This window comes from Metasolibacillus meyeri (assembly GCF_003049505.1).
Taxonomy (GTDB): Bacteria; Bacillota; Bacilli; order Bacillales_A; family Planococcaceae; genus Metasolibacillus; species Metasolibacillus meyeri.
Map to the genome: position 1 here is coordinate 67,745 of NZ_PYWN01000038.1, position 21,108 is coordinate 88,852.

Below are 21,108 nucleotides of genomic sequence, written 5' to 3' on the forward strand. Positions count from 1 at the left end.
TCAATTTTCTCCTTTTAACATAGCAGCTTGATTAATCCAGGTATAAAGGATATGTCGATATAAAGAAAGGGCTTTTTCTTCAAACTCCCGATCAATTCCAATTAGCCTATTTAGATGTAAATGAATAATGCTATCTAGTATGTGATCCTTATTTGAATAAAGTGAGCCATCTTTCTCATAGCGATTAACCTCTTTTAGATAGATTGCTAACATTTCATTCCTTAATTGAAAAAGATCATACAATACCGGGTGCTCTTCTAAATACTTATTTCTTGCTAGTGTATTATTGTATTTTTCGAAAATATTGACTAGAGAATTTTTATTTTCCCTGAATTCTTTTAGATATTTTTTATAATCCAAAGTCTTACTCAAAAATGCTAATTGCTCCTGATAATCTAATCCAAAGCTATGCATATAATTGCTAATATTAATGATAGACAAATGGTCCTTTGAAATAGATAAGGTTTGATTTTGTTTTCTATTTATTAACTCTAATGAAAGGAGGCTATCATAATAAAATAAATTTTCTGCATAGTTAATGAGCTCTGGACCACCGTACCTCTCAATTTCTGGATCATACGTATCGATAATACAATTACTGATAATCCCAATTTCCTGTAGCTGATTAATCCATTCTTTAACTTTATCTAACTTTTCTTTGTCCACTAAAGGTACTTTAAATCTCAGTCTTATATGGAATTTGGGATCTTTATAGCGCATATAGAAAAACTGTTCAAACCAATCGTTCTTATGAATAAATTTTAATAAATGTTCTCCTAAAAGTTCCTCTTGCCGATTTTCTGGACAGTAAAGTTTAATATAAATCCATTCTGAAAAAGGCATTTTCATACGATTTTTATCCAAGATAACCCGCATATTATTATTCAATACCTTTTTAGTAAACACTTCTTCATCTGATGATATTTTTGTATTAATTAAAGAAAAAACTAATTCAGTTGGGTATTTTTCATCACTCTCTACGTACTCAATTAAAGCAAGGGTTAATCCATGAGAAAGTTTTGAAACCTCCTTAAAAAGGTCTTGAATATGCATTGTATTTTCCGTATTTAGAAGAATTCGATTGTCAAATACAGATAAATATACATACTTAGGAAGGGAGTATTTTTCTCTAAACACATTAAAAGCATCTATAAAATCCTCTAAATTTTTACACCCCTTAAAAGTATGGTGCTTAATAGTCCATCTTGCAGGTGATAATATGAAATTTTTATATGAGATTCGTGGGATGAAAGCTAAATCTAGGCTAACCAAATTACTAAAAAAATACGGATAATTCGTACCACGCCGTTGTGCCCCTACTTCTAAGAGAAATCGATAAACATTAGGACATATATCTGGATTAAGCATATGACTAGTTAAAGGAATAATCTCTTTTTGTAATTCTTGAGATTTAATATAGAGCGCGTCATGAGTACAGCCAACTACAACATCATCGATATTAATATTATTTTCAATATGTGTATTGCTAATAATACACATGTTGTAATCCCTTCTATCCTTCACTTGGCAAACATTAAGGTTACGTGGATTTACAGGAGCTGGTTGGACTTCTACTAACAATGCATCAGGATGTAATTTCTTTTCTCGTTTATTTATATCTATCCAAAAATCATATTGATCTGGAAAGTAATTAATAAACCTCCCCAATGTTGAACCCGCTCCATTAGCGTATGGATTAGAACCTAAAATGAACTTTTTCTCTCCATTATGTCTGTGAGTCGTAAAATAAATATCCAATGAATCAGGTAGCCTGTTTTCAGACTCCTTCACTTTACTAATCATATCTATATGTTCTTCACTTAATTGAAGCTCATATTGGTTAGTAAGCAGAGATTCCATAATCCATTCTAAAAATAAATTATCTACAAAACCTAGTAGATGTCTCCCTTTAAAATCTCCATTTTCTTCCTCATTAGGAGGGTATTTATAACCATTAGGGGCTCCTAAGCCAAAGTCTTTATCTAATAGTTCTAGGATAGGCACTTCTCTATCTAACCCATATCTCTCCAAAAAGCTAGAGTGATACTCTTGCAAACTTGCATCGACAACACCGCCATTAATAGCTGTAAAATCACATAATAATTTAGTTATATTTTCTATTTCTTTCTTGTGAGATTCAGTTAAGAGATAGGATATTTCATTTGTTATAAGGTCGACTTTTAAAAAGTTTTTTACGGAAACTATATTTTTCATTTTTTCTATCGTGTTCATATAAATATCAAGCCCTTCACCAATGGGAAGCTCCTGATAAAAGTTAATCATTTCATTAATGATTTTAAGTTCATTCACTATAGGATGTTTTTCATTTGTAGTTAATAATACATCCAAAATATGAGCTAAAGGATTATGTACATTGTTTGGTATATTCAAGTTAGTAACAAGAAACTCTTGCTCAACCAAACTCACTAGAAATTGAGTAATGACCTTTGTTTCAACAAGAGGATATTTCAACGACAGAATAGCAATTACTTCTCTGAAAGGAATTCCTTTCTTAGATAATGAGTATACCTCTTCAACAATGTGGTTATAATTAATAGTTGTCTCACTGTACGTACTATTTGAACCTTCGTAGTCAACACTATCGGAGCTAAATACTAACTTCGCTCGATTCCCCTTAATTAAGATTCCCTGGTTTAATTTCACATCTAATTGATTAAGTAACCCGTAATCTGCCTGTAATAATTTAATTAATTTATGCGCCCATTCCATATCAATTTGCACTCGCTTTTGGTAATTAAAAGAGATTTCTCTTTCTGTGCTATTTTGAAGAAATTCTCCTATACCAACACTTGCGCACAAACCAAATGGAGTTGTTCTTGTTGAAACTCTATTAAGATATCTAAAAATTCCCTTAATCACATTTCTTTTATCTTTCGATTTACTATCAGTACTTATACTCTCAATTGAAGATAAAAGTGAAGGACTTGATATGGCTATCGTTTCTTTTATCTTTTTATCACACAGAACAAGGTTTTTTAGATAGATTAGTTGCTCATTTTGGGACATTTTGCTTAACTCTTCATTTGAAAGTTTTTCAAAAAAATAGTTTTTGTCCATATATGAGTTTCTAATCATGAATTTATTCATTATTTCTAACCCTTGTTTATTTATTTGTCTTTCAATAGAACCTGTAATCATTTGACACCATTCCCCCATAAGTATTAATAAATCAATAAATTAAGCCATTATAAGAGTGAGCATGTTAATTGACAATAATCTTTGAATTAATTACGAATAACGCAAATGTCCCCCCTGACAATACTTTGATTAATTATGATTTCTATTTTGTAATAAACAATCTTTTTTCATAAATTTGATACCTAGCGTCATGAGTAAAAGAAATTCATTTATATTTAAAATATTTCCTGTCATAAAATGAAAGAAAAGTTCACCTCTAAAACTAGGAGATGAACTATTCTTTCTCACTTCACTAACCTATTTCTAAATATTATTTACTACAACCAAAAGAAATACATACGAATGTTGGACATGTTTTAGTAGGACAAGCCCTTAGTGACACTCTGATTGGAGAAACCGTATGTGGTTGAACAGTGTCATCAATTTTGATTGAGTTTTTTTGAATGTTTAAATCGAAATCATTTTGCATAACGAAATTGCCTCCTAATATTTTGAATTGTTTGTGATCACAAGATAAATAGTAAATTATTCTAAATATTTAGTCAACCACCCAAAAATGTAAAAAGATAATTTTATATTTCACAAACATTACATTTATTTCACAAATATTACATGTATCAAAATAAATATCATAAACAACATTTATATATCCATTAATTCCAATTTTGTGTAATATATAAAATAGAAAGATTTTAAAAAATAACATAAATAATTAGGTGTTTGTTATATAAAAATCAATAATAAACATAATAATTTTTATATAATTATTCGATAATTAGTAGTTGCAAAATATTAAATTACTAAGTTTCCTAAAACATACTGAACAGATCAGTATGTTTTAACTTCTTAATCGTTACAAGAAAAATAAATGAGGTGATAGTTTTGAAAGAAAGAATCATTAAAGCCGCTTTAAAATTATTTTCTCAAAAGGGGTACCATTTAACCAGTGTACAGGAAATTGCTAACTGCGCAGAGATATCGAGGAGTACATTGTACGCCAACTTTACTTCCAAAAAGGATATTCTTAGCTCTATTTATCATTTTTATTTAGATTCATTATATGAACGCTTAGATGTTAATTTACCAGAAGGCGAATCTAATGATGATAGGATGAATAATTTCAAAGTAATCTTAACAAACTATTTAAATGTTGCTTTTGAAAACGAAGATTTTTTAATAATGCAAATGAATGAACAAAATATAAACGACCCCAAACTCGCTAAGTATATAACTGATAAAAGAAATAAAATATATCGTAGATGGTTAGATATTGTAGGATATATTGGTGGAGAAAATTTAAATTACTGCTCATTAGATATGGTTGTTATCTTAAACAGCCTTATTGAAGAGTACTCTACAGTAGCTATCTTTGATCGAAATACGCTAGCAGTAGAAGATTTAGTTAATTTTATATGTCAAATTATTTCTTGTATTTACAATGGTTTTGCTCGCTCCGACATTGAACCTATTTTACTTGAAGATTATATGCCTCAAGAATTTACTAATGAAAATTTAGATATGAAAGACCAATTAAAATTAAAAATTGAGGATTTAGAAGTTTTGATTAAAAATATCCGTTTATCTAAGGACAAATATGTTGAAGTATATTCTTCTTTAAAATTAATTCAAAAGGAAATCTCAAACCCAAAGGCAGATTTGATAATTATTAAAGGTTTATTACGAAATATAAAGCAAATTAAAGATTTACAGTACATTGCTGAGGATTGTATTGAACTCATACAATGAAATACTTCCTTAAAACTTCTCACATACATACTTAGTCATGGAGAATCACCTTGTGTAACTATGAAAATGATATTCGCTACAAACAGATAGATAACAGAAGTCCATTATATGAAAGTCTAGATGAACAAACAGGATTGAACTAATATCAATTAACCTAGGAGGTGTAATTAATATGTCTATAACGATTAAGCAAGTATTTGTTTCTGCTATTTCTGCACTAATAATTTCAATGATTAGCGTTGGAGGAAGTACTTTAGCAACCTTTTTATTCTATAAACTAGATAAGGAATCATTTGGAGATATCCTTTCAACATCACGAATAATATGGTTTTTAATTGTATTTGTCTTATCATTTTTCTTTATATTATATGAGTTAGATAAGAAGAAGCGAGTATAATTAGGTAAGAGATACCATAAAAATAAAAAGAAACTATTCTTTATAAGAAAGTAGAGATAATGTTGAAATTCTTTAAATGGATAACGATTACCCTAAGTATTTTCTTGTTAGCAAGTATTTTTTTAGTTTATCAATTCGGCCCAGTTGTCGGTGCACAATTTGGCAAACCAATTTATATCTTCGCACCGAATGCCGAAAGATATGGGAAAGTTGCAATCGAAATGATTGAATTAAATGGTTATTATGCAAACGGTGAACAATGGGAAGAAACAAAAGAAAAGCTTAAAAATGAGTTTAAAAAAGTTTCCGTTTACGAAGATACGTACTTGTTCATTGAAGAAGCCTTACAAGTTGGAGGCGGAAAACATTCATTCTTACTAACGAAAGAAAATCGACAAACACTTTCTGCAAAAGATGAAATGCCCTCAACCACGCGTGAAGGAGACCTACTTATTATAAAATTACCCCAGCATATAGACGCCGCTGCCAATGGAAAACAGTACGCTGATACGGTTCTACAAGAAATTAAAAACAACATGAACATCAAAGGAGCCATTATCGATCTTCGTGGAAATCGTGGTGGAGACATGGGGCCTATGATTACTGCCGTTTCTCCATTTCTCGAAGATGGGGACCTTTATCACCTTGAATATTTAGATCGTGATTGGACGGTAAAATTAGAAAACGGAAAATCAATCGGGGGTGGCACACAAATTACAACAAATATCACACCATTTAAACTCGATGTGCCAGTCGCTGTCTTAATCGATGACCAAACAGCCAGTTCAGGTGAAGCAGTATTAATGGCATTTATGGGACAGCCACACGCAAAAATATTTGGTCAACCCTCTGCTGGTTATGCTTCTGCCAATATAACACTTCCTTTATATGACGGTACATTAATTAACATTACAGTCGCCTATAATAAAACATTAAACGGCGAAGTATTTTATGACACGCCAGTTCTACCAGATGTTCAAACAGATCATCCGCTAGAACAAGCAATAGAATGGTTAACCAAATAAAGTGAAACTTCAATCAGTGGGGAATTTCCTCATCCCCCACTGATTGTTAGTTGAACGAATCTGGCTTTTACGGACAGTTATCGCCCACCTACCCTTTTTATTTTTCTCAAGTTTTGAGGTGGGTGTCTTGTATCTGTACCTGTCGTGTTGCTTTCGCACAGAAAATATTTGCTTTCGATACATAAAACATTACTGTCCGTTAATGTGGGATAAACAAAGCTATTTAAACGAGATAAAGTTTTTATAAACATCCAACTAGGTAAATTACAAATCATCGAATTGTATAGTGTAATTACAAGATAGAAAAAAGAACAATAGTCACTCTTATTTTCTCCATTAACAGGATTCATCAAGCCTTTATTTTAAACTACGATAGCGCCAAATTTCACGCGTACTAAAAAAACCGTTTGGAAAGTAAGCTCACACATTACTTTCCAAACAGCACCTATCCTTCATTCACTCGCTTGCGCAAAATAGCCTCTCCGAATAATAAATCCTCTTGCGTCGTCATTTTCAGGTTTTCATAGCTACTTTCGACAATATGCACTTCATGTCCAAGACGTTCCACCAGCATTGCTTCATCTGTGCCTAAAAAACCTACTTTTTCTGCTACATCGGCAGCCTCCGCTAGTAAATCAAAGCGAAATGCCTGTGGTGTTTGAATCATCCATAAGCTATCACGCTCAATTGTTTCAGCGATAACTGTACCACGCACCTTTTTCATCGTATCCTTCGCACGAACTCCAGCAATCGCTGCGCCCTCTTCATAGGCGACCTTTGCTAATTGCGCAATAATTTCTTGGGTAATAAATGGTCTAGCCGCATCATGTACAAGAACAATCTCCACCTGCTCCATCGCCTTCAAGCACGAATGAACAGAATGCTGACGCTCTTCACCCCCAGCAGGTAAGCCCTTTACTTTCGTAATATGATAGCGCTCAAGTAATTCCTCAATAAAAGTCTTCTCCTCTGGCTTCACCGCTAACCAAATACCTGTACAATGATGATCCCGCTCAAATATTTCTAGTGTGTGCATTAAAATTGGCTTTTCTAAAAGAGGCAAAAACAACTTGTTTTGCCCTGCTCCCATCCGCTTTCCACTGCCCGCAGCAGGCAACACTACTTCATATTGCATTTGCTCACTTCCTAACTTTCCTTCGGTTTAGCAAATATCATTCGCCCAGCCGATGTTTGTAGCACGCTCGTCACTGTTACCGTAATTGCTTGCCCTATATAGCCACGACCACCTTCTACAACAATCATCGTGCCATCATCTAAATAAGCAACGCCTTGGTTATGCTCCTTGCCATCTTTAATAACAACCACTTGCATATCCTCGCCAGGAATCACAACAGGCTTCACTGCATTTGCTAAATCATTAATATTTAATACTTGCACACTATGCAATTCACAGACTTTATTTAAATTAAAATCATTCGTTAAAATTTGTGCATTGCGTTGCTTTGCTAAGCGAACAAGCTTCAAATCGACCTCGTGCACGTCCTCAAAGTCATCATCTACAATCAACACTTGTGATGCTCGCTCATCCTGTAGCCTTTTTAAAATATCCAAGCCTCTGCGACCACGTGTACGCTTTAACGTATCGGATGAATCTGCAATATGCTGTAATTCAGTTAATACAAACTGTGGTACAACTAAGGCTCCTTCCACAAAACCTGTTGCCGAAATATCCGCAATGCGCCCATCAATAATAACGCTCGTATCTAATAGCTTTGACAATGCAATATCATCCTGCATCGCAACTTTTTTCTTTTGTACATTGCCTTTAGAGGTAAATAACTGCAACAATTCCTCTCGTTGCTTAAACCCAATACGGAACCCTAAATAACCCAGTATAATGGAGGAAAGAATCGGCAACACTTCCGGCACACCTCGCATCGGAATGCGTTCAACTGCAAAGCCGATAAAATACGCTACAATTAAACCAACAATTAAACCAAATGTCCCAAATAGTAAATCAGCAACTGGCAATTTGAAAAGAACTTCCTCCATCCAAACAATCAAACGGACACAATAATCGGATAATAAAAACGATAAAACAAATAGCAAACTAGCACCTAAAATAATCGAAACAATAGGATTGTCAAGCCACGGATTAGAAGATAAATGCATAAACTCATATAATGGCGGTAAGAAAATAAAGCCCAACGCTCCCCCGATTAATAAAAAGGCGATTTGTATAACTCTTTTTAACATTCCATCACATCCTTTCCTTGACCATAATTATACAATGTTCTGCGTTTTAATGCGAAGAATAGACCAAGTGCCAGGCACGCAAACAATTCAGAATTGTTTGTGTGCCTGGCACTCTGATTAAAGCTCATTAAAACAAAGACGCAAGCTATCGCCAATCGTTTCCACACCAACAACCTGAATACCAAGTGGGAAATCCCAGCCACCGATATTCGATGCTGGAATAAAGGCACGTTGGAAGCCTAGCTTTGCTGCCTCCTGTACACGTTGCTCAATACGAGAAACACGGCGTATCTCTCCAGTTAAACCAACCTCTCCAATAAAGCAATCCGTCGCACGCACAGCTTGATCCTTAAAGCTGGATACAATCGACGTCAAAACAGCTAAATCAATCGCAGGCTCATCCAACTTCACACCGCCTGCTACCTTAATATAAGCGTCCTGTGCCTGTAGCATCATACCCATGCGTTTTTCAAGCACTGCCATTAATAACTGAACTCGGTTTTGGTCAACACCTGTCGCCATACGCTTTGGATAATTAAAGCTAGTCGGTGTAACAAGTGATTGAATTTCAACTAAAATCGGACGGGTCCCTTCCATTGATGCAACAATTGTAGAGCCTGCTACACCTTGCGAACGCTCTTGCAAAAACAGCTCCGATGGATTTAATACTTCCTTTAAACCTGCCTGTAGCATTTCAAAAATAGCAATCTCATTCGTTGAGCCAAAGCGGTTTTTTTGGCTACGTAAAATACGATGGTTATGATGACGTTCCCCTTCAAAATAAAGCACGGTATCTACCATATGCTCTAAAAGGCGTGGTCCTGCAATTTGCCCTTCCTTCGTCACATGCCCAACAAGGAAAATCGCAATATTTTTTGTTTTTGCAATGCGCATTAGCTCCGCCGTACACTCACGCACCTGCGACACGCTGCCTGGCGCACTTGTCACCTCTGGATGATGCACCGTTTGAATCGAATCAACCACGACAAACTTCGGCTGCACCTCATCAATTGTTTGATTCAAAAATTCTAAATTTGTCTCTGAATAAATGTAAAGCTCCTGTGACATGACACCTAAACGCTCCGCGCGTAGCTTCGTCTGACGAATTGATTCCTCCCCAGAAATATAAAGCACACGTTGTCCACGATTGGAAAGCAGTGCGGACACTTGTAGCAATAACGTCGACTTCCCAATACCTGGATCGCCACCGATTAACACAAGTGAGCCGGCTACAATACCTCCACCAAGCACACGGTTTAACTCCGTCATCTCCGTCACAATACGTGCTTCCTCTACTGTTTCCACTGACATAATTGGCACAGCCTTTTGCGCCGTTGCATTAGAATGCTGGAAAGCTCCGCGAGGGCCCTTCACAATGATTTCAACCTCTTCCACCATCGTATTCCACTGCCCACACCCCGGACAACGCCCCATCCACTTTGCCGATTCATAACCACATGAATTACACGTAAATTTCGTTTTCTTTTTTGCCATGATACCTCCGAGGTTTTTAGTTTTATTATAGCAAAGTTTAGGAGTTAGAATTTAATTACTCATTTTGAATGTTGTCTATATCATTTTTTCCTTTTAGAACTCTATATTGAAAGCGAAATTTTAGATGAATTAATGCAAAATATATATTACATTCTATCTCTAATGAAAAAACACCTAACGCAAATGAACGCATTAAGTGTTTTCTATATTAATATTTCGCTGATATTTTATTTCCCTGCATGAAAATGTTTTACTTGGTCTACCGCTTCTAATAATTTGCGTGTGACAATTTCAGATTCATCGATATGATTTGTTAATACGCTATTTGTTTCATCGAATAAAGTGGTTGTCATTTTAAATTTACTCATGACATCTTCATTGGATACTTTTTGGTCTTTCATATAGCCTAACAGCTCATTAATACCCGCTTGCACATTTGTAATCATATTTAGTAGCTCGTCTATTTGTGTGGATGTAGCAGCACTTTTTTGGATGCCCTCTGTTACTAATTGCATATTATTTTTATTGTTGTCATAGGCTTGTACAATTTGCTCTTCAATTTTCTTGGTTAAGTTCGCAATATCTTCTGTGCTCGTTTTCGTGCTTTCTGCTAACTTTCGCACTTCCTCCGCCACGACAGAAAAACCTTTGCCATGCTCTCCTGCACGAGCTGCTTCAATGGATGCATTCAAAGCAAGTAAGTTTGTCTGATTTGAGATTTCGCCAATAACATTAACAATTTCTGCAATTTGCTTAGAGCGTTCACTTAAATCACTCATGCTTGCAGACGTTTTTTGTGATTGCTCCCCTAAAGAGTCAATTAACTGCTCCACTTCATGTACAGCCTGCTTACTCTCCACGGATAATGTTGCCATTTGATTAGAGGAAGAAATTAAAATATTGCCTTTGCTTAATGCATTTTCTGCAATATGGTTCGACTGAATCGTGCTATTCTCTACTTTATTAAATTCCCCTAATATTTCGCCAACCATTTGACCTAACACGACATGCTGATTATTTACTTTATCATGTTGCTCAATTGTTGAAATAATTTCTTTATGTAATTCATTTAAAAAAATTTGAAACTCGTGATCCTTTTTATCAAGCTGCGCATTTAACTCATCAATCTTTGTTTTAAATTGCTCGATATCTTCTTTTTTTGATTGAAACATTGTGAACATAGTCCTATCACCCCAAGTAAAAATTTGCTTTCCCATTCATTTTACTTATTTTCTAACAATTAATAAACTATTTTGTCATCATTTTCGTCTTGGAGCGCTCATCTCTGCCTATTTACTAGGTCCAACGTAATAATTCGCACACAAGAGCTTTGCTAATCGCACAATTGATTTTGATTTCGTTTTCGATACAAAAAGAATTTGCCGCTGACGCTACACTTTCGCGCCAGGAGAAGATTTGCTGAATCAAGTTAAATCAGCCCTTTCGTCTAACAAACTTAGCGCCATAAAGAAAAACGCAAGAAATCAATAGGATTTCTCGCGTTTTATCAATTAAGCCTCTACAGCACTTTCCTTTGCACGTACAACAAACTCATCATTAACATAATCGAAAATAATTGTGCCGCCTGTTAATACTGTGCCTTTTAATAGCTCTTCGGATAGGCGGTCCTCCACATGCTTTTGCAGTGCACGGCGCAATGGACGTGCGCCGTATTGTGGATCGTAGCCTTCATCAGCGATTTTCACAAGTGCAGTATCTGTCAGCTCTAGCTCGATGTTTTGCTCTTGTAGACGCTTCGTTAAAGAAGTTGCCATTAGTGAAATAATTTCTGTTAAGTGTTCTTTTTCTAACGAGTGGAACACAATCATTTCGTCGATACGGTTTAGGAACTCTGGGCGGAATGCCTTCTTCAGCTCCTCAAGCATCGTACTCTTCATATCTTTATGCTTCGACTCTGAACTGCCAACGCTGAAGCCTAAATTCTTTTGATATTTCAGTGCATCTGCTCCCACGTTCGATGTCATAATAACAACTGTGTTGCGGAAGTCAACGAGACGTCCTTTTGAGTCTGTTAAACGACCATCCTCTAATACTTGTAATAAAATATTAAATACATCTGGATGCGCTTTTTCGATTTCATCCAAGAGCACAACTGAATATGGTTTACGGCGTACCTTTTCTGTTAATTGACCACCTTCATCAAAGCCTACATAGCCTGGAGGTGCGCCTACTAAACGAGAAGTTGCGTGTTTCTCCATATATTCAGACATATCAATGCGAATCATCGCATCCTCATCGCCGAACATTACTTCTGCTAATGCGCGGGCTAACTCTGTTTTACCTACACCCGTAGGACCTAGGAAAATAAATGAGCCAATTGGACGCTTCGGATCTTTTAAGCCAGCGCGGGCACGACGAATCGCACGTGAAATTGCTTCAACTGCCTCGCCTTGACCAACTACTCGCTTATGCAACTCTTCCTCTAAGTTTAACAGCTTCGCAGATTCCTCTTGTGCAATTTTATTTACAGGAATTCCTGTCCACATTGACACAACTGTTGCGATATCATCAACGGTTACTTGAGATTCTGCCTTGCCTTGCGATTCCTTCCACTCTTTCGTTGTTTGCTCTACTTCTTCTTTTAGCTTTTGCTCAGAGTCGCGTAAAGCAGCCGCCTTTTCAAACTCTTGGCTTGATACAGCTGCATTCTTCTCAGAACGGACGCTTTCTAATCGCTCCTCAAGCTCTTTTAAGTTTGGCGGTACAATAAATGAGCGTAGGCGTACTTTCGAACCAGCTTCATCGATTAAATCGATTGCTTTATCTGGTAAGAAGCGGTCTGAAATGTAACGGTCTGATAATTTTGCTGCTGCTTCCACTGCTTCATCCGTAATTTTTACACGGTGATGTGCCTCATAACGATCACGTAAACCATATATAATTTGAATTGTCTCTTCAACAGATGGCTCATCAACTTGAATTGGTTGGAAGCGGCGCTCTAGAGCAGCATCCTTCTCGATGTATTTGCGATACTCATCCAATGTTGTAGCACCGATACATTGCAACTCACCTCGTGCTAATGAAGGTTTTAAAATATTAGAAGCGTCAATTGCGCCCTCTGCTCCACCTGCGCCAATTAATGTGTGTAGCTCATCGATAAATAAAATAATATTTCCTGCCTGGCGAATTTCATCCATTACTTTTTTCAAGCGATCCTCAAACTCACCACGGTATTTTGTACCTGCAACAACTGTCCCCATATCAAGCGTCATCACACGCTTATCACGTAAAGTTTCTGGCACTTCATTATTAATGATTTGCTGTGCTAGACCTTCTGCAATAGCTGTTTTACCTACACCCGGCTCACCAATCAATACAGGGTTATTTTTTGTACGGCGTGATAATACTTCGACAACACGTGTAATTTCTTTTGAACGTCCAATTACTGGATCTAATGAGCCTTCACGGGCAATTGCCGTTAAATCACGGGCTAAGCCATCTAAAGTAGGCGTACTAGCTGTTGGGCTTGCTGCGCTACCACCCGGTTGGGCTGTATCGTTACTGCCTAGTAATAGCAAAACTTGCTGACGTGCTTTGTTTAAGCTAACATCTGCATTGGCTAAGACGCGTGCCGCAATCCCTTCCCCCTCGCGAATCAACGCTAATAAAATATGCTCTGTTCCAATATAGGAATGACCTAATTTACGTGATTCATCCACAGATAATTCAATGACTTTTTTTGCTCGTGGCGTGTAGCTTACTGTTAAACCTACCTTTTCAGTTCCTTTGCCAACTAGCTCTTCGATCCCTTCTTCAATCGTTTGTGGGCTAACACCGATAGCTTCCAATGCTTTCGCAGCAATGCCGCCACCTTCACGAACAAGACCAAGTAAAATATGCTCCGTTCCAATAGCGTCATGATTTAAACGAATCGCTTCCTCCTGTGCTAACTGCAAAACTTTTTGTGCGCGTTGTGTAAAACGATTAAACATCATAAGATTCCTCTCCCTTTTCACCTGTAGTTAAACGATCTTTACCCAATTTTTCTTGGACGTATTTTGCTCGGTATATATCACGGTCAACCGCATCAAGCATCGTACCTGCATATTGCTGCACAAAACCTGGCTGAATTAACATCACACATTCATTTAAACTACTCGGCAAGATTCCATGAATCATCTTTAAATCTACCCCTAACCGAACGTTTGATAAGCATGATGCTGCTTCCTCACTCGTTAATACACGCGCATAACGCAATGTTCCGAGTGCTCGATTCACGCGGTCATCCAATGTGACATACGCACGCTCTAACAATTTTTTGCGTGCATTGCGTTCTTTCTCAATAATTTGTTCAACAACCTTTTGGAGTTCCTCTAAAATTTCACGCTCTGATTTCCCTAGTGTTACTTGGTTGGAGATTTGATAAATATTGCCCAAATTTTCGCTACCCTCTCCATATATACCGCGTACAACCATACCTAAACGTGTCATCATTTGAACTAAGACATTCATCTGCTTTGACATTGTCAGTGCTGGTAAATGCATCATAATGGATGCACGCAGCCCTGTACCTACATTTGTTGGGCAGCTCGTTAAATAGCCGAACTGCTCATCGTATGCATAGCTTACTTGCTTGCCTAATCGATCATCTAGCGCACTTGCCCGTTCATATGTCTCCATTAACTGCAAGCCTGGACTCAATACTTGAATACGTACATGATCCTCTTCGTTCACCATGACGCTTATTGATTCGTCCGTTGATAAAAAGACAGCAGCTGCCTCTTTATGCTTCGCTAAATATGGGCTAATTAAATGCTTCTCTACTAACAATTGGCGCTCTAATTGTGATAAATCTGCCATTCGAAAATAAGAAAAATTTAATTGCTCCTGCGGTGTCAAGAATGCTTTCATAAGCTTCTCTAGTACTTCATTTGCCTCTTGCTGTGAAGAGCTTAGCGGAAAGCGGGTATTGGCCATATTTCTAGCAAGTCTAATGCGTGTTGTCATGACGATATCAGAATCTTCACCACTCCCCATCATGGATTGTGGGGCACGCTTTAAAAAATGCTCGATATTCATACATCTACACCTCCAGCATCAAGCTTATGCTGAATTGATTTTATTTCATCACGCATTTTCGCAGCATCCTCAAAGCGTTCTTCTTCGATTGCATACTGCATGTGCTGACGGATTTCCTCTATTTTTTGCTTTAGCTGCTCTATGCTAATCGCTACGGATTTCCCCGTATGCGATGTACCTGCCTGCAAGCGACTAAACACTGGCGGTAATTGCTCTCTGAATGTGCTATAGCACTCCGCACAGCCAAACTTTCCTTGCTTTAAAAATTGACGATATGTGACGCTGCATGATGGGCATGCGTTTTGTGTAGCCTTTTTTTCTTCCGTCTGTGTACTTTTCCACATCGGTACGCCGAACCAATTGGAAATAAGCTGATGTAATGCTACAGGCTCTTCCTGTATATCCGTCTGAAATGGATGAAATTTTGATGCACAATGCTCGCAATAATGCTTTGCAACTGTTTGCCCATTTTGTACTTTCGTCACTGTGACAGAGGCGTGTCTCTGTTTACAATGTTCACAAATCACGCGAATCACCTACCTTATTTATTGTCGTATTTCAACGTAATAAACATCGCCTTTACTATATATGCACGAACTTGGTCTCGTAGTGGTAACGGAAGTGCTAATGTTGAACGATCAATCGCCGATAGTATAAGCTTTGCCTCTCGCTTTGTAATGATGTCCTCATCAATCAAACGATATACCATATGCTCCACCGCTTGCTGTGTCACGGCATCACCAACTTGCGCTATCATATCGTCCATTAACGCTGCCTTTGAATGAATTTCAACACGCAAAATACGAATATAGCCACCACCACCACGCTTACTTTCTACTAAATAACCTCGTTCTGCTGTAAACCTTGTATTAATAACGTAATTGATTTGAGACGGAACGCATTGAAATTTATCTGCAATCTCGCTACGTTTGATTTCAATATGCTCCTGACCACTTAATTCGAGAACTTGTTTCAAATAACCTTCTATAATATCAGATATATTCCGCACGATTGTCTCTCACCTCAATTCCATAATTGACTTTGACTATCTTTGACTTAATTATAAAAACAGCGAAAACGAAATGCAATTAAAAGGTCTCATGCAAAAAGAAATTGTGTGAGAATTGTATGAGTGCCTGGCACTCATACAATAAACAAAAAAAAAAGCAAAACCTCTGCATTAGAAGTTTTGCCATTTTTTATACTTTTAAAACTTATACCCAATTTCCGACAATTGGGTAATCCCATTCTGTTTCGTTTAATGCTTTCACAATACCAATAATCGGTACAACAATTAACATAATGGAGAACACAAGCAAGAATGGAAGACCGATTAAAATCCATGATAAAATTCCTGAAATTGTGACAAGCACCCACATCACACCTTGGAATAATAAAGCTTGTATCGATAAACGTTTTACAGCCTCGTCTGAACTAATTAAGAAAAATAGAATTGGCACTAACACTGGTGCAAAAAATGCGCTTGCATGAATAATTACTTTTGACCATTTATCTTCCATATTCAATCAACCTCTCTTTATTATATGTTTGTACTTTATATACGGTAAAAGGTTATAGAAAGATTCATTTTTGTTCAAAAAAACATTAGTTTAGTATGGGCCTCTATCATCTGGATTATCGCCAGCCTGCGGAAATAGGAAATAAGAAATTACAGCCGAGAAAAAGACAGCCCCTACAATAATTAAAAATTTATGCAATGAAGGCACCTCTTCATACCTATTAAATATCATCATTGTTGATGAAACACCTACAACTACAGAAAGCGGAATCACATATTTTAAACGCCCTTTATAAAATTTCATCGCGCGATACTCCTTCATCATTTAATCAATTTAATTCTACCTTGTCGCCCCTAAAAAGACAAATTGAAACGAGCAACAAAACATTGCAAAATTAGTATTTCAAATAGTACAATAGGAATGTTGTACTTTTTATTGTTAAAGGATAGATGAACTATACAAATTACATTGTGGGATGGAGAAAATAATGGCGAACTGGTTTACAAAAAAAACTACGAAACAACCAACTTTTTTTGAAACATCAAAATATATACCCCAAGTTCAATTAGATGTTAATAATTACCCTGACTTAACGAAACAATTACAATTGCTTAAATTGACAATAGAGGACCTAGCTATTTTGAAGCAACTTCAACCATTTGCCAAAGATTTAGTTCCTACAATGGTTGAGCAATTTTATGGCGCAATCAGCCTACAGCCCAATTTAGTAGCAATTATTCAATCAAATTCACATATTGACCGTTTAAAAGGCACTTTAACGAAACATTTAAACGATCTTTTTAATAGTAAAATTAATGCTGCTTATATAGAAGAACGCAAAGTTATCGCACATGTTCATGTACGAATTGGTTTAAAATCAAAATGGTATATCGCATCATTTCAATCATTAATGTCAACATTTATCGATTTTATTAATGACTTAGATTTATCAAAAGAAGAATGTATTAGAGCAGTTAATGCCTTTTCAAAAATAATTAACTTTGAGCAACAGCTTGTTATTGAGGCCTATGAAAATGAAGAGGAGCGCATCCGTTTAGAGCTAGAGGCCTCTAAGCTAGCACTCATTGATACATTACAAGATACTTCCAGAGAACTGAGTTCCACTAGCGAAGAAACGTCCGCATCACTGCAATCCATTTCGCATCAAGCAGAAGGAATTAGCTCTGCTACTGAGCAAGGTTTAGCCTTTGTAGCTGAAACAGAGGAAAAATCAAATTTAGGTACGAGTCACCTTGAAACACAAACTCGTTTAATGAATACAATTTTAACGGGTGTTGAAACATTAGAAACTTCCATGACAGCTTTACGTACATCCTCGCAAAAGATTTCGGAAATTGTCGGACTTGTTACAGGCATAGCAGATCAAACAAACTTATTAGCGCTTAATGCATCCATTGAAGCAGCTCGTGCTGGCGAGCATGGTAAAGGGTTTGCAGTTGTAGCAGACGAAGTAAGAAAGCTAGCAGAAGAAACAAAAACAGCTGTTCAAAACGTAGCACACTTAATTAAAGAAACAGAGGACAATATTTTAAGCATGGCTAATTCTGTACAAGATGTAGATTCACAAGTGCAACAAACAGTCGAGACACAACAAAATCTTGCATCCTCATTTACCTCAATTACTGAGGCAGTGTCTGGTATTAAGCAGCAATACATGAATACAACAGATGATATTCGTACAATTTCCAATTTAATTGCTGAATTAACTGAAGCATCTACAATCGTTGCTGCATCTTCCGATGAATTATTGCAAATCGTAACAAAAATTAATGGATTAGAAGATTAAAATCAAAAGGGATATATAGAAAGTAGGCAAAAGCACGACTTTCCATATATCCCTTTAGCAATCGCCGTGAACGGCATTCGAGCAATTTAGAAATGATATGCTCTACCTTAATGCTGCAACGCTCGCTTTGCTTTACGGTATTCCCTACGCTTCGGTGCAGTTTCGAATAGGCGCTTTTCGGTTTCTGTTTCTGGATAAACGGTTGGCACCTCTCTTGGCTTGCCTTCAGCATCAATCGCTACCATCGTAACGAAAGATTCCGTTGTTAAACGCTCCTCACGTGTTTTTATATTACGCGTTACAACACGCACATAAATTTCCATCGAAGTGCGCCCTGTCGATGTCACAATGCCTTCTAACTCTAATACATCACCTACATACGCAGGAGAAACAAAATCAACTGAGTCGATTGAGGCTGTGACAACATCTCCTTTCGCATGTGTCATCGCTACAATCGCTGCAATTTCATCAATATAAGCTAATACGCGTCCACCAAAGATAGACCCATGATGATTCGTATCTGGCGGAAGCACAAGACGTGTTTGAATTGTACGTGAATAACTCATTGGCATAGCATTTCCCATATTTAATCTCCTTTAAGAGCAATTTTCTCTTATATGTTACATGCCAGTTCGAGGAAATTCAAATGTTTTACGATGAATAAGACCGATTCGCCTTGCGAATCGGTCTTTCATTTAATGCTCCATATTCAATTGCTGCTGTTCTTCTGGTGTAAAAACACGCGACCTTGTTAAAAAGCGCTTGCCTTCTACACCTTCTAAGGAAAACATACCGCCTCGTCCATCAACCACATCAATAATGAGCTGTGTGTGCTTCCAATACTCAAACTGATTTTTGTGTATATAAAATGGTGCGCCACCAATCTCACCAAGTAGTATATCTTGATCTCCTAAAAACAAATCGCCTTGTGGGTAGCACATTGGTGAAGAACCATCACAGCAGCCCCCTGATTGATGAAACATAATAGGTCCATGACGTTCAGCCAACAAATGAATTAAATCGAGTGTTGCGTCTGTAGCGATTACACGCTCAACCATCATTTAGCACCTCGCTTCATTAACAACGAATGGACCATCAGCCCACTCATTGAATTTTCATTTAATCAGAAGAAGCCTGCTCGATTCGGGTCATAGCTCACTAATAAGTTTTTCGTTTGCTGATAGTGGCTTAACATCATCTTATGGTTTTCTCGACCGATACCTGACATTTTATATCCACCAAATGCCGCGTGGGCTGGGTATTGGTGATAACAATTTGTCCAAACACGTCCAGCTTGAATGCCGCGACCGAAACGATATGCTGTATTCATATCGCGTGTCCAAATACCTGAACCTAAGCCATATAATGTGTCATTCGCAATTTCCAAAGCCTCTTCCTTCGTTTTAAACGTTGTGACAGCTACAACAGGTCCAAAAATCTCCTCTTGGAAAATACGCATTTTGTTATCGCCTTTGAAAACAGTCGGTTGAATATAATAACCGTCTGCAAAATCAGCCTCTAATTGATTGCGTGCGCCACCAACTAGACACTCCGCCCCTTCTTGTTTCCCAATATCTAAGTAAGAAAGAATTTTTTCCATTTGCTCTGTAGAGGCTTGTGCACCCATCATCGTATTCGGATCAAGTGGATTACCCGTTTTAATCGCCTCTACACGCTTCAATACGCGCTCCATAAACGGCTCATAAATCGATTCTTGAATCAATGCACGCGAAGGACATGTACATACTTCCCCTTGGTTTAATGCGAACATGACAAAGCCTTCTACCGCTTTATCTAAAAACTCATCATCCTGTGCCATAATATCCTCAAAGAAAATATTTGGCGATTTGCCACCTAACTCTAACGTTACAGGGATGATACTTTGTGATGCATATTGCATAATTAAACGTCCTGTTGTTGTTTCACCCGTAAAGGCAATTTTACCAATACGTGAGCTTGATGCAAGTGGTTTACCTGCTTCTAAACCGAAACCGTTTACAATATTCAATACACCTGGTGGTAATAAATCTTCAATTAACTCTATCAATACTAAAATAGATACAGGCGTTTGCTCCGCTGGCTTTAATACAACACAGTTTCCTGCTGCAAGTGCAGGTGCAAGCTTCCATGTTGCCATTAAAATAGGGAAGTTCCAAGGGATAATTTGTCCTACAACCCCGATCGGCTCATGGAAGTGATAAGCTACTGTATTATTATCAAGTTGACTTAATGAACCTTCCTGCGCACGAATAACCCCCGCAAAATAACGGAAATGGTCAATCGCTAACGGAATATCTGCATTTAACGTTTCGCGTACCGCTTTCCCATTCTCCCAAGTTTCAGCTACCGCTAACATTTCAAGGTTCGCCTCTATACGATCTGCAATTTTTAATAAAATATTACTGCGCTCTGTTGCTGATGTGCTTCCCCATGCTTCTTTCGCTGCATGTGCTGCGTCAAGTGCGAGCTCAATATCCTCCTCTGTAGAGCGTGCCACCTGTGTGAACACTTGCCCTGTTACAGGCGTTGGATTATCAAAATACTGTCCTTTTGTAGGCGGTGTCCATTTACCTCCAATATAGTTGTCATAACGCTCCTTAAAATGAATCAATGCGCCTTCTGTGTTTGGAAATGCATATACCATTCAATTCTCTCCTCTTCGTTATGAATATTAGAACGTACCCTATATGCTATGCTGTAGCC

18 protein-coding genes are annotated in these 21,108 nt (G+C 37.2%); 4 read left to right on the forward strand and 14 right to left on the reverse strand.

Annotated elements, in window-relative coordinates:
- A complete protein-coding gene (locus tag C9J34_RS06695; protein ID WP_193768918.1) occupies positions 1 to 3,159 on the reverse strand; it encodes a lantibiotic dehydratase in 3,159 nt (1,052 codons plus the stop codon).
- 882 nt (positions 3,160 to 4,041) lie between these two features.
- Between C9J34_RS06695 and C9J34_RS06700 the strand changes: the two genes are divergently transcribed.
- The 3 genes from C9J34_RS06700 to C9J34_RS06710 all read left to right on the forward strand — a co-directional run bounded on the left by C9J34_RS06700 (position 4,042) and on the right by C9J34_RS06710 (position 6,327).
- Positions 4,042 to 4,905 carry a TetR/AcrR family transcriptional regulator gene (locus C9J34_RS06700; RefSeq protein WP_193768919.1) on the forward strand — a complete coding sequence of 288 codons (864 nt, stop codon included), beginning with the start codon at positions 4,042 to 4,044 and terminating at the stop codon, positions 4,903 to 4,905.
- 172 nt (positions 4,906 to 5,077) lie between these two features.
- Entirely contained in the window at positions 5,078 to 5,302 is a 225-nt protein-coding gene (locus C9J34_RS06705; RefSeq protein ID WP_107839084.1) for a hypothetical protein, read from the forward strand.
- 59 nt (positions 5,303 to 5,361) lie between these two features.
- A complete protein-coding gene (locus C9J34_RS06710) occupies positions 5,362 to 6,327 on the forward strand; it encodes a S41 family peptidase (RefSeq protein WP_107839085.1) in 966 nt (321 codons plus the stop codon).
- Positions 6,328 to 6,772: 445 nt separating this feature from the next.
- Here the strand turns inward: C9J34_RS06710 and ispD are convergent, their stop codons facing one another.
- The 10 genes from ispD to C9J34_RS06760 form a co-directional block, all read right to left on the reverse strand.
- On the reverse strand, positions 6,773 to 7,462 hold the full coding sequence (ispD, locus tag C9J34_RS06715) for a 2-C-methyl-D-erythritol 4-phosphate cytidylyltransferase (protein ID WP_107839086.1): 690 nt from the start codon (positions 7,460 to 7,462) through the stop codon (positions 6,773 to 6,775).
- Positions 7,463 to 7,473: 11 nt separating this feature from the next.
- Positions 7,474 to 8,544, reverse strand: coding sequence for a PIN/TRAM domain-containing protein (locus tag C9J34_RS06720; RefSeq protein ID WP_107839087.1), 1,071 nt, complete (start codon positions 8,542 to 8,544; stop codon positions 7,474 to 7,476).
- 117 nt (positions 8,545 to 8,661) lie between these two features.
- Complete coding sequence (gene radA, locus C9J34_RS06725; RefSeq protein WP_107839088.1) at positions 8,662 to 10,038, reverse strand: DNA repair protein RadA; 1,377 nt, start codon at positions 10,036 to 10,038, stop codon at positions 8,662 to 8,664.
- Positions 10,039 to 10,265: 227 nt separating this feature from the next.
- Entirely contained in the window at positions 10,266 to 11,210 is a 945-nt protein-coding gene (locus C9J34_RS06730) for a methyl-accepting chemotaxis protein (protein ID WP_238600586.1), read from the reverse strand.
- Between the two features lie 339 nt (positions 11,211 to 11,549).
- Entirely contained in the window at positions 11,550 to 13,994 is a 2,445-nt protein-coding gene (locus C9J34_RS06735) for an ATP-dependent Clp protease ATP-binding subunit (protein WP_107839090.1), read from the reverse strand.
- Positions 13,984 to 15,078 (reverse strand): protein-arginine kinase McsB, encoded by a 1,095-nt coding sequence (locus tag C9J34_RS06740; RefSeq protein ID WP_107839091.1) that lies wholly within the window; start codon positions 15,076 to 15,078, stop codon positions 13,984 to 13,986. The genes C9J34_RS06735 and C9J34_RS06740 overlap by 11 nt, the downstream gene beginning before the upstream one ends.
- The gene (locus tag C9J34_RS06745; protein ID WP_107839092.1) at positions 15,075 to 15,605 is read right to left on the reverse strand and encodes a UvrB/UvrC motif-containing protein; all 531 of its coding nucleotides are present in this window, start codon (positions 15,603 to 15,605) and stop codon (positions 15,075 to 15,077) included. The genes C9J34_RS06740 and C9J34_RS06745 overlap by 4 nt, the downstream gene beginning before the upstream one ends.
- A 14-nt stretch (positions 15,606 to 15,619) precedes the next feature.
- Complete coding sequence (locus C9J34_RS06750) at positions 15,620 to 16,087, reverse strand: CtsR family transcriptional regulator (protein WP_107839093.1); 468 nt, start codon at positions 16,085 to 16,087, stop codon at positions 15,620 to 15,622.
- Between the two features lie 205 nt (positions 16,088 to 16,292).
- Complete coding sequence (locus tag C9J34_RS06755; RefSeq protein ID WP_107839094.1) at positions 16,293 to 16,598, reverse strand: DUF4870 domain-containing protein; 306 nt, start codon at positions 16,596 to 16,598, stop codon at positions 16,293 to 16,295.
- Between the two features lie 90 nt (positions 16,599 to 16,688).
- Positions 16,689 to 16,901 (reverse strand): acyltransferase, encoded by a 213-nt coding sequence (locus tag C9J34_RS06760; protein WP_107839095.1) that lies wholly within the window; start codon positions 16,899 to 16,901, stop codon positions 16,689 to 16,691.
- 184 nt (positions 16,902 to 17,085) lie between these two features.
- On the opposite strand from C9J34_RS06760, the gene C9J34_RS06765 reads away from it, so the two are divergent.
- Entirely contained in the window at positions 17,086 to 18,405 is a 1,320-nt protein-coding gene (locus tag C9J34_RS06765; RefSeq protein WP_238600587.1) for a globin-coupled sensor protein, read from the forward strand.
- 107 nt (positions 18,406 to 18,512) lie between these two features.
- Here the strand turns inward: C9J34_RS06765 and C9J34_RS06770 are convergent, their stop codons facing one another.
- The 3 genes from C9J34_RS06770 to adh all read right to left on the reverse strand — a co-directional run bounded on the left by C9J34_RS06770 (position 18,513) and on the right by adh (position 21,049).
- Positions 18,513 to 18,989 carry an acyl-CoA thioesterase gene (locus tag C9J34_RS06770; protein WP_107839097.1) on the reverse strand — a complete coding sequence of 159 codons (477 nt, stop codon included), beginning with the start codon at positions 18,987 to 18,989 and terminating at the stop codon, positions 18,513 to 18,515.
- 111 nt (positions 18,990 to 19,100) lie between these two features.
- Entirely contained in the window at positions 19,101 to 19,463 is a 363-nt protein-coding gene (locus C9J34_RS06775) for a DUF779 domain-containing protein (protein ID WP_107839098.1), read from the reverse strand.
- A 65-nt stretch (positions 19,464 to 19,528) separates the two neighbouring features.
- A complete protein-coding gene (gene adh, locus C9J34_RS06780; protein WP_107839099.1) occupies positions 19,529 to 21,049 on the reverse strand; it encodes an aldehyde dehydrogenase in 1,521 nt (506 codons plus the stop codon).
- Positions 21,050 to 21,108: the final 59 nt, after the last annotated feature.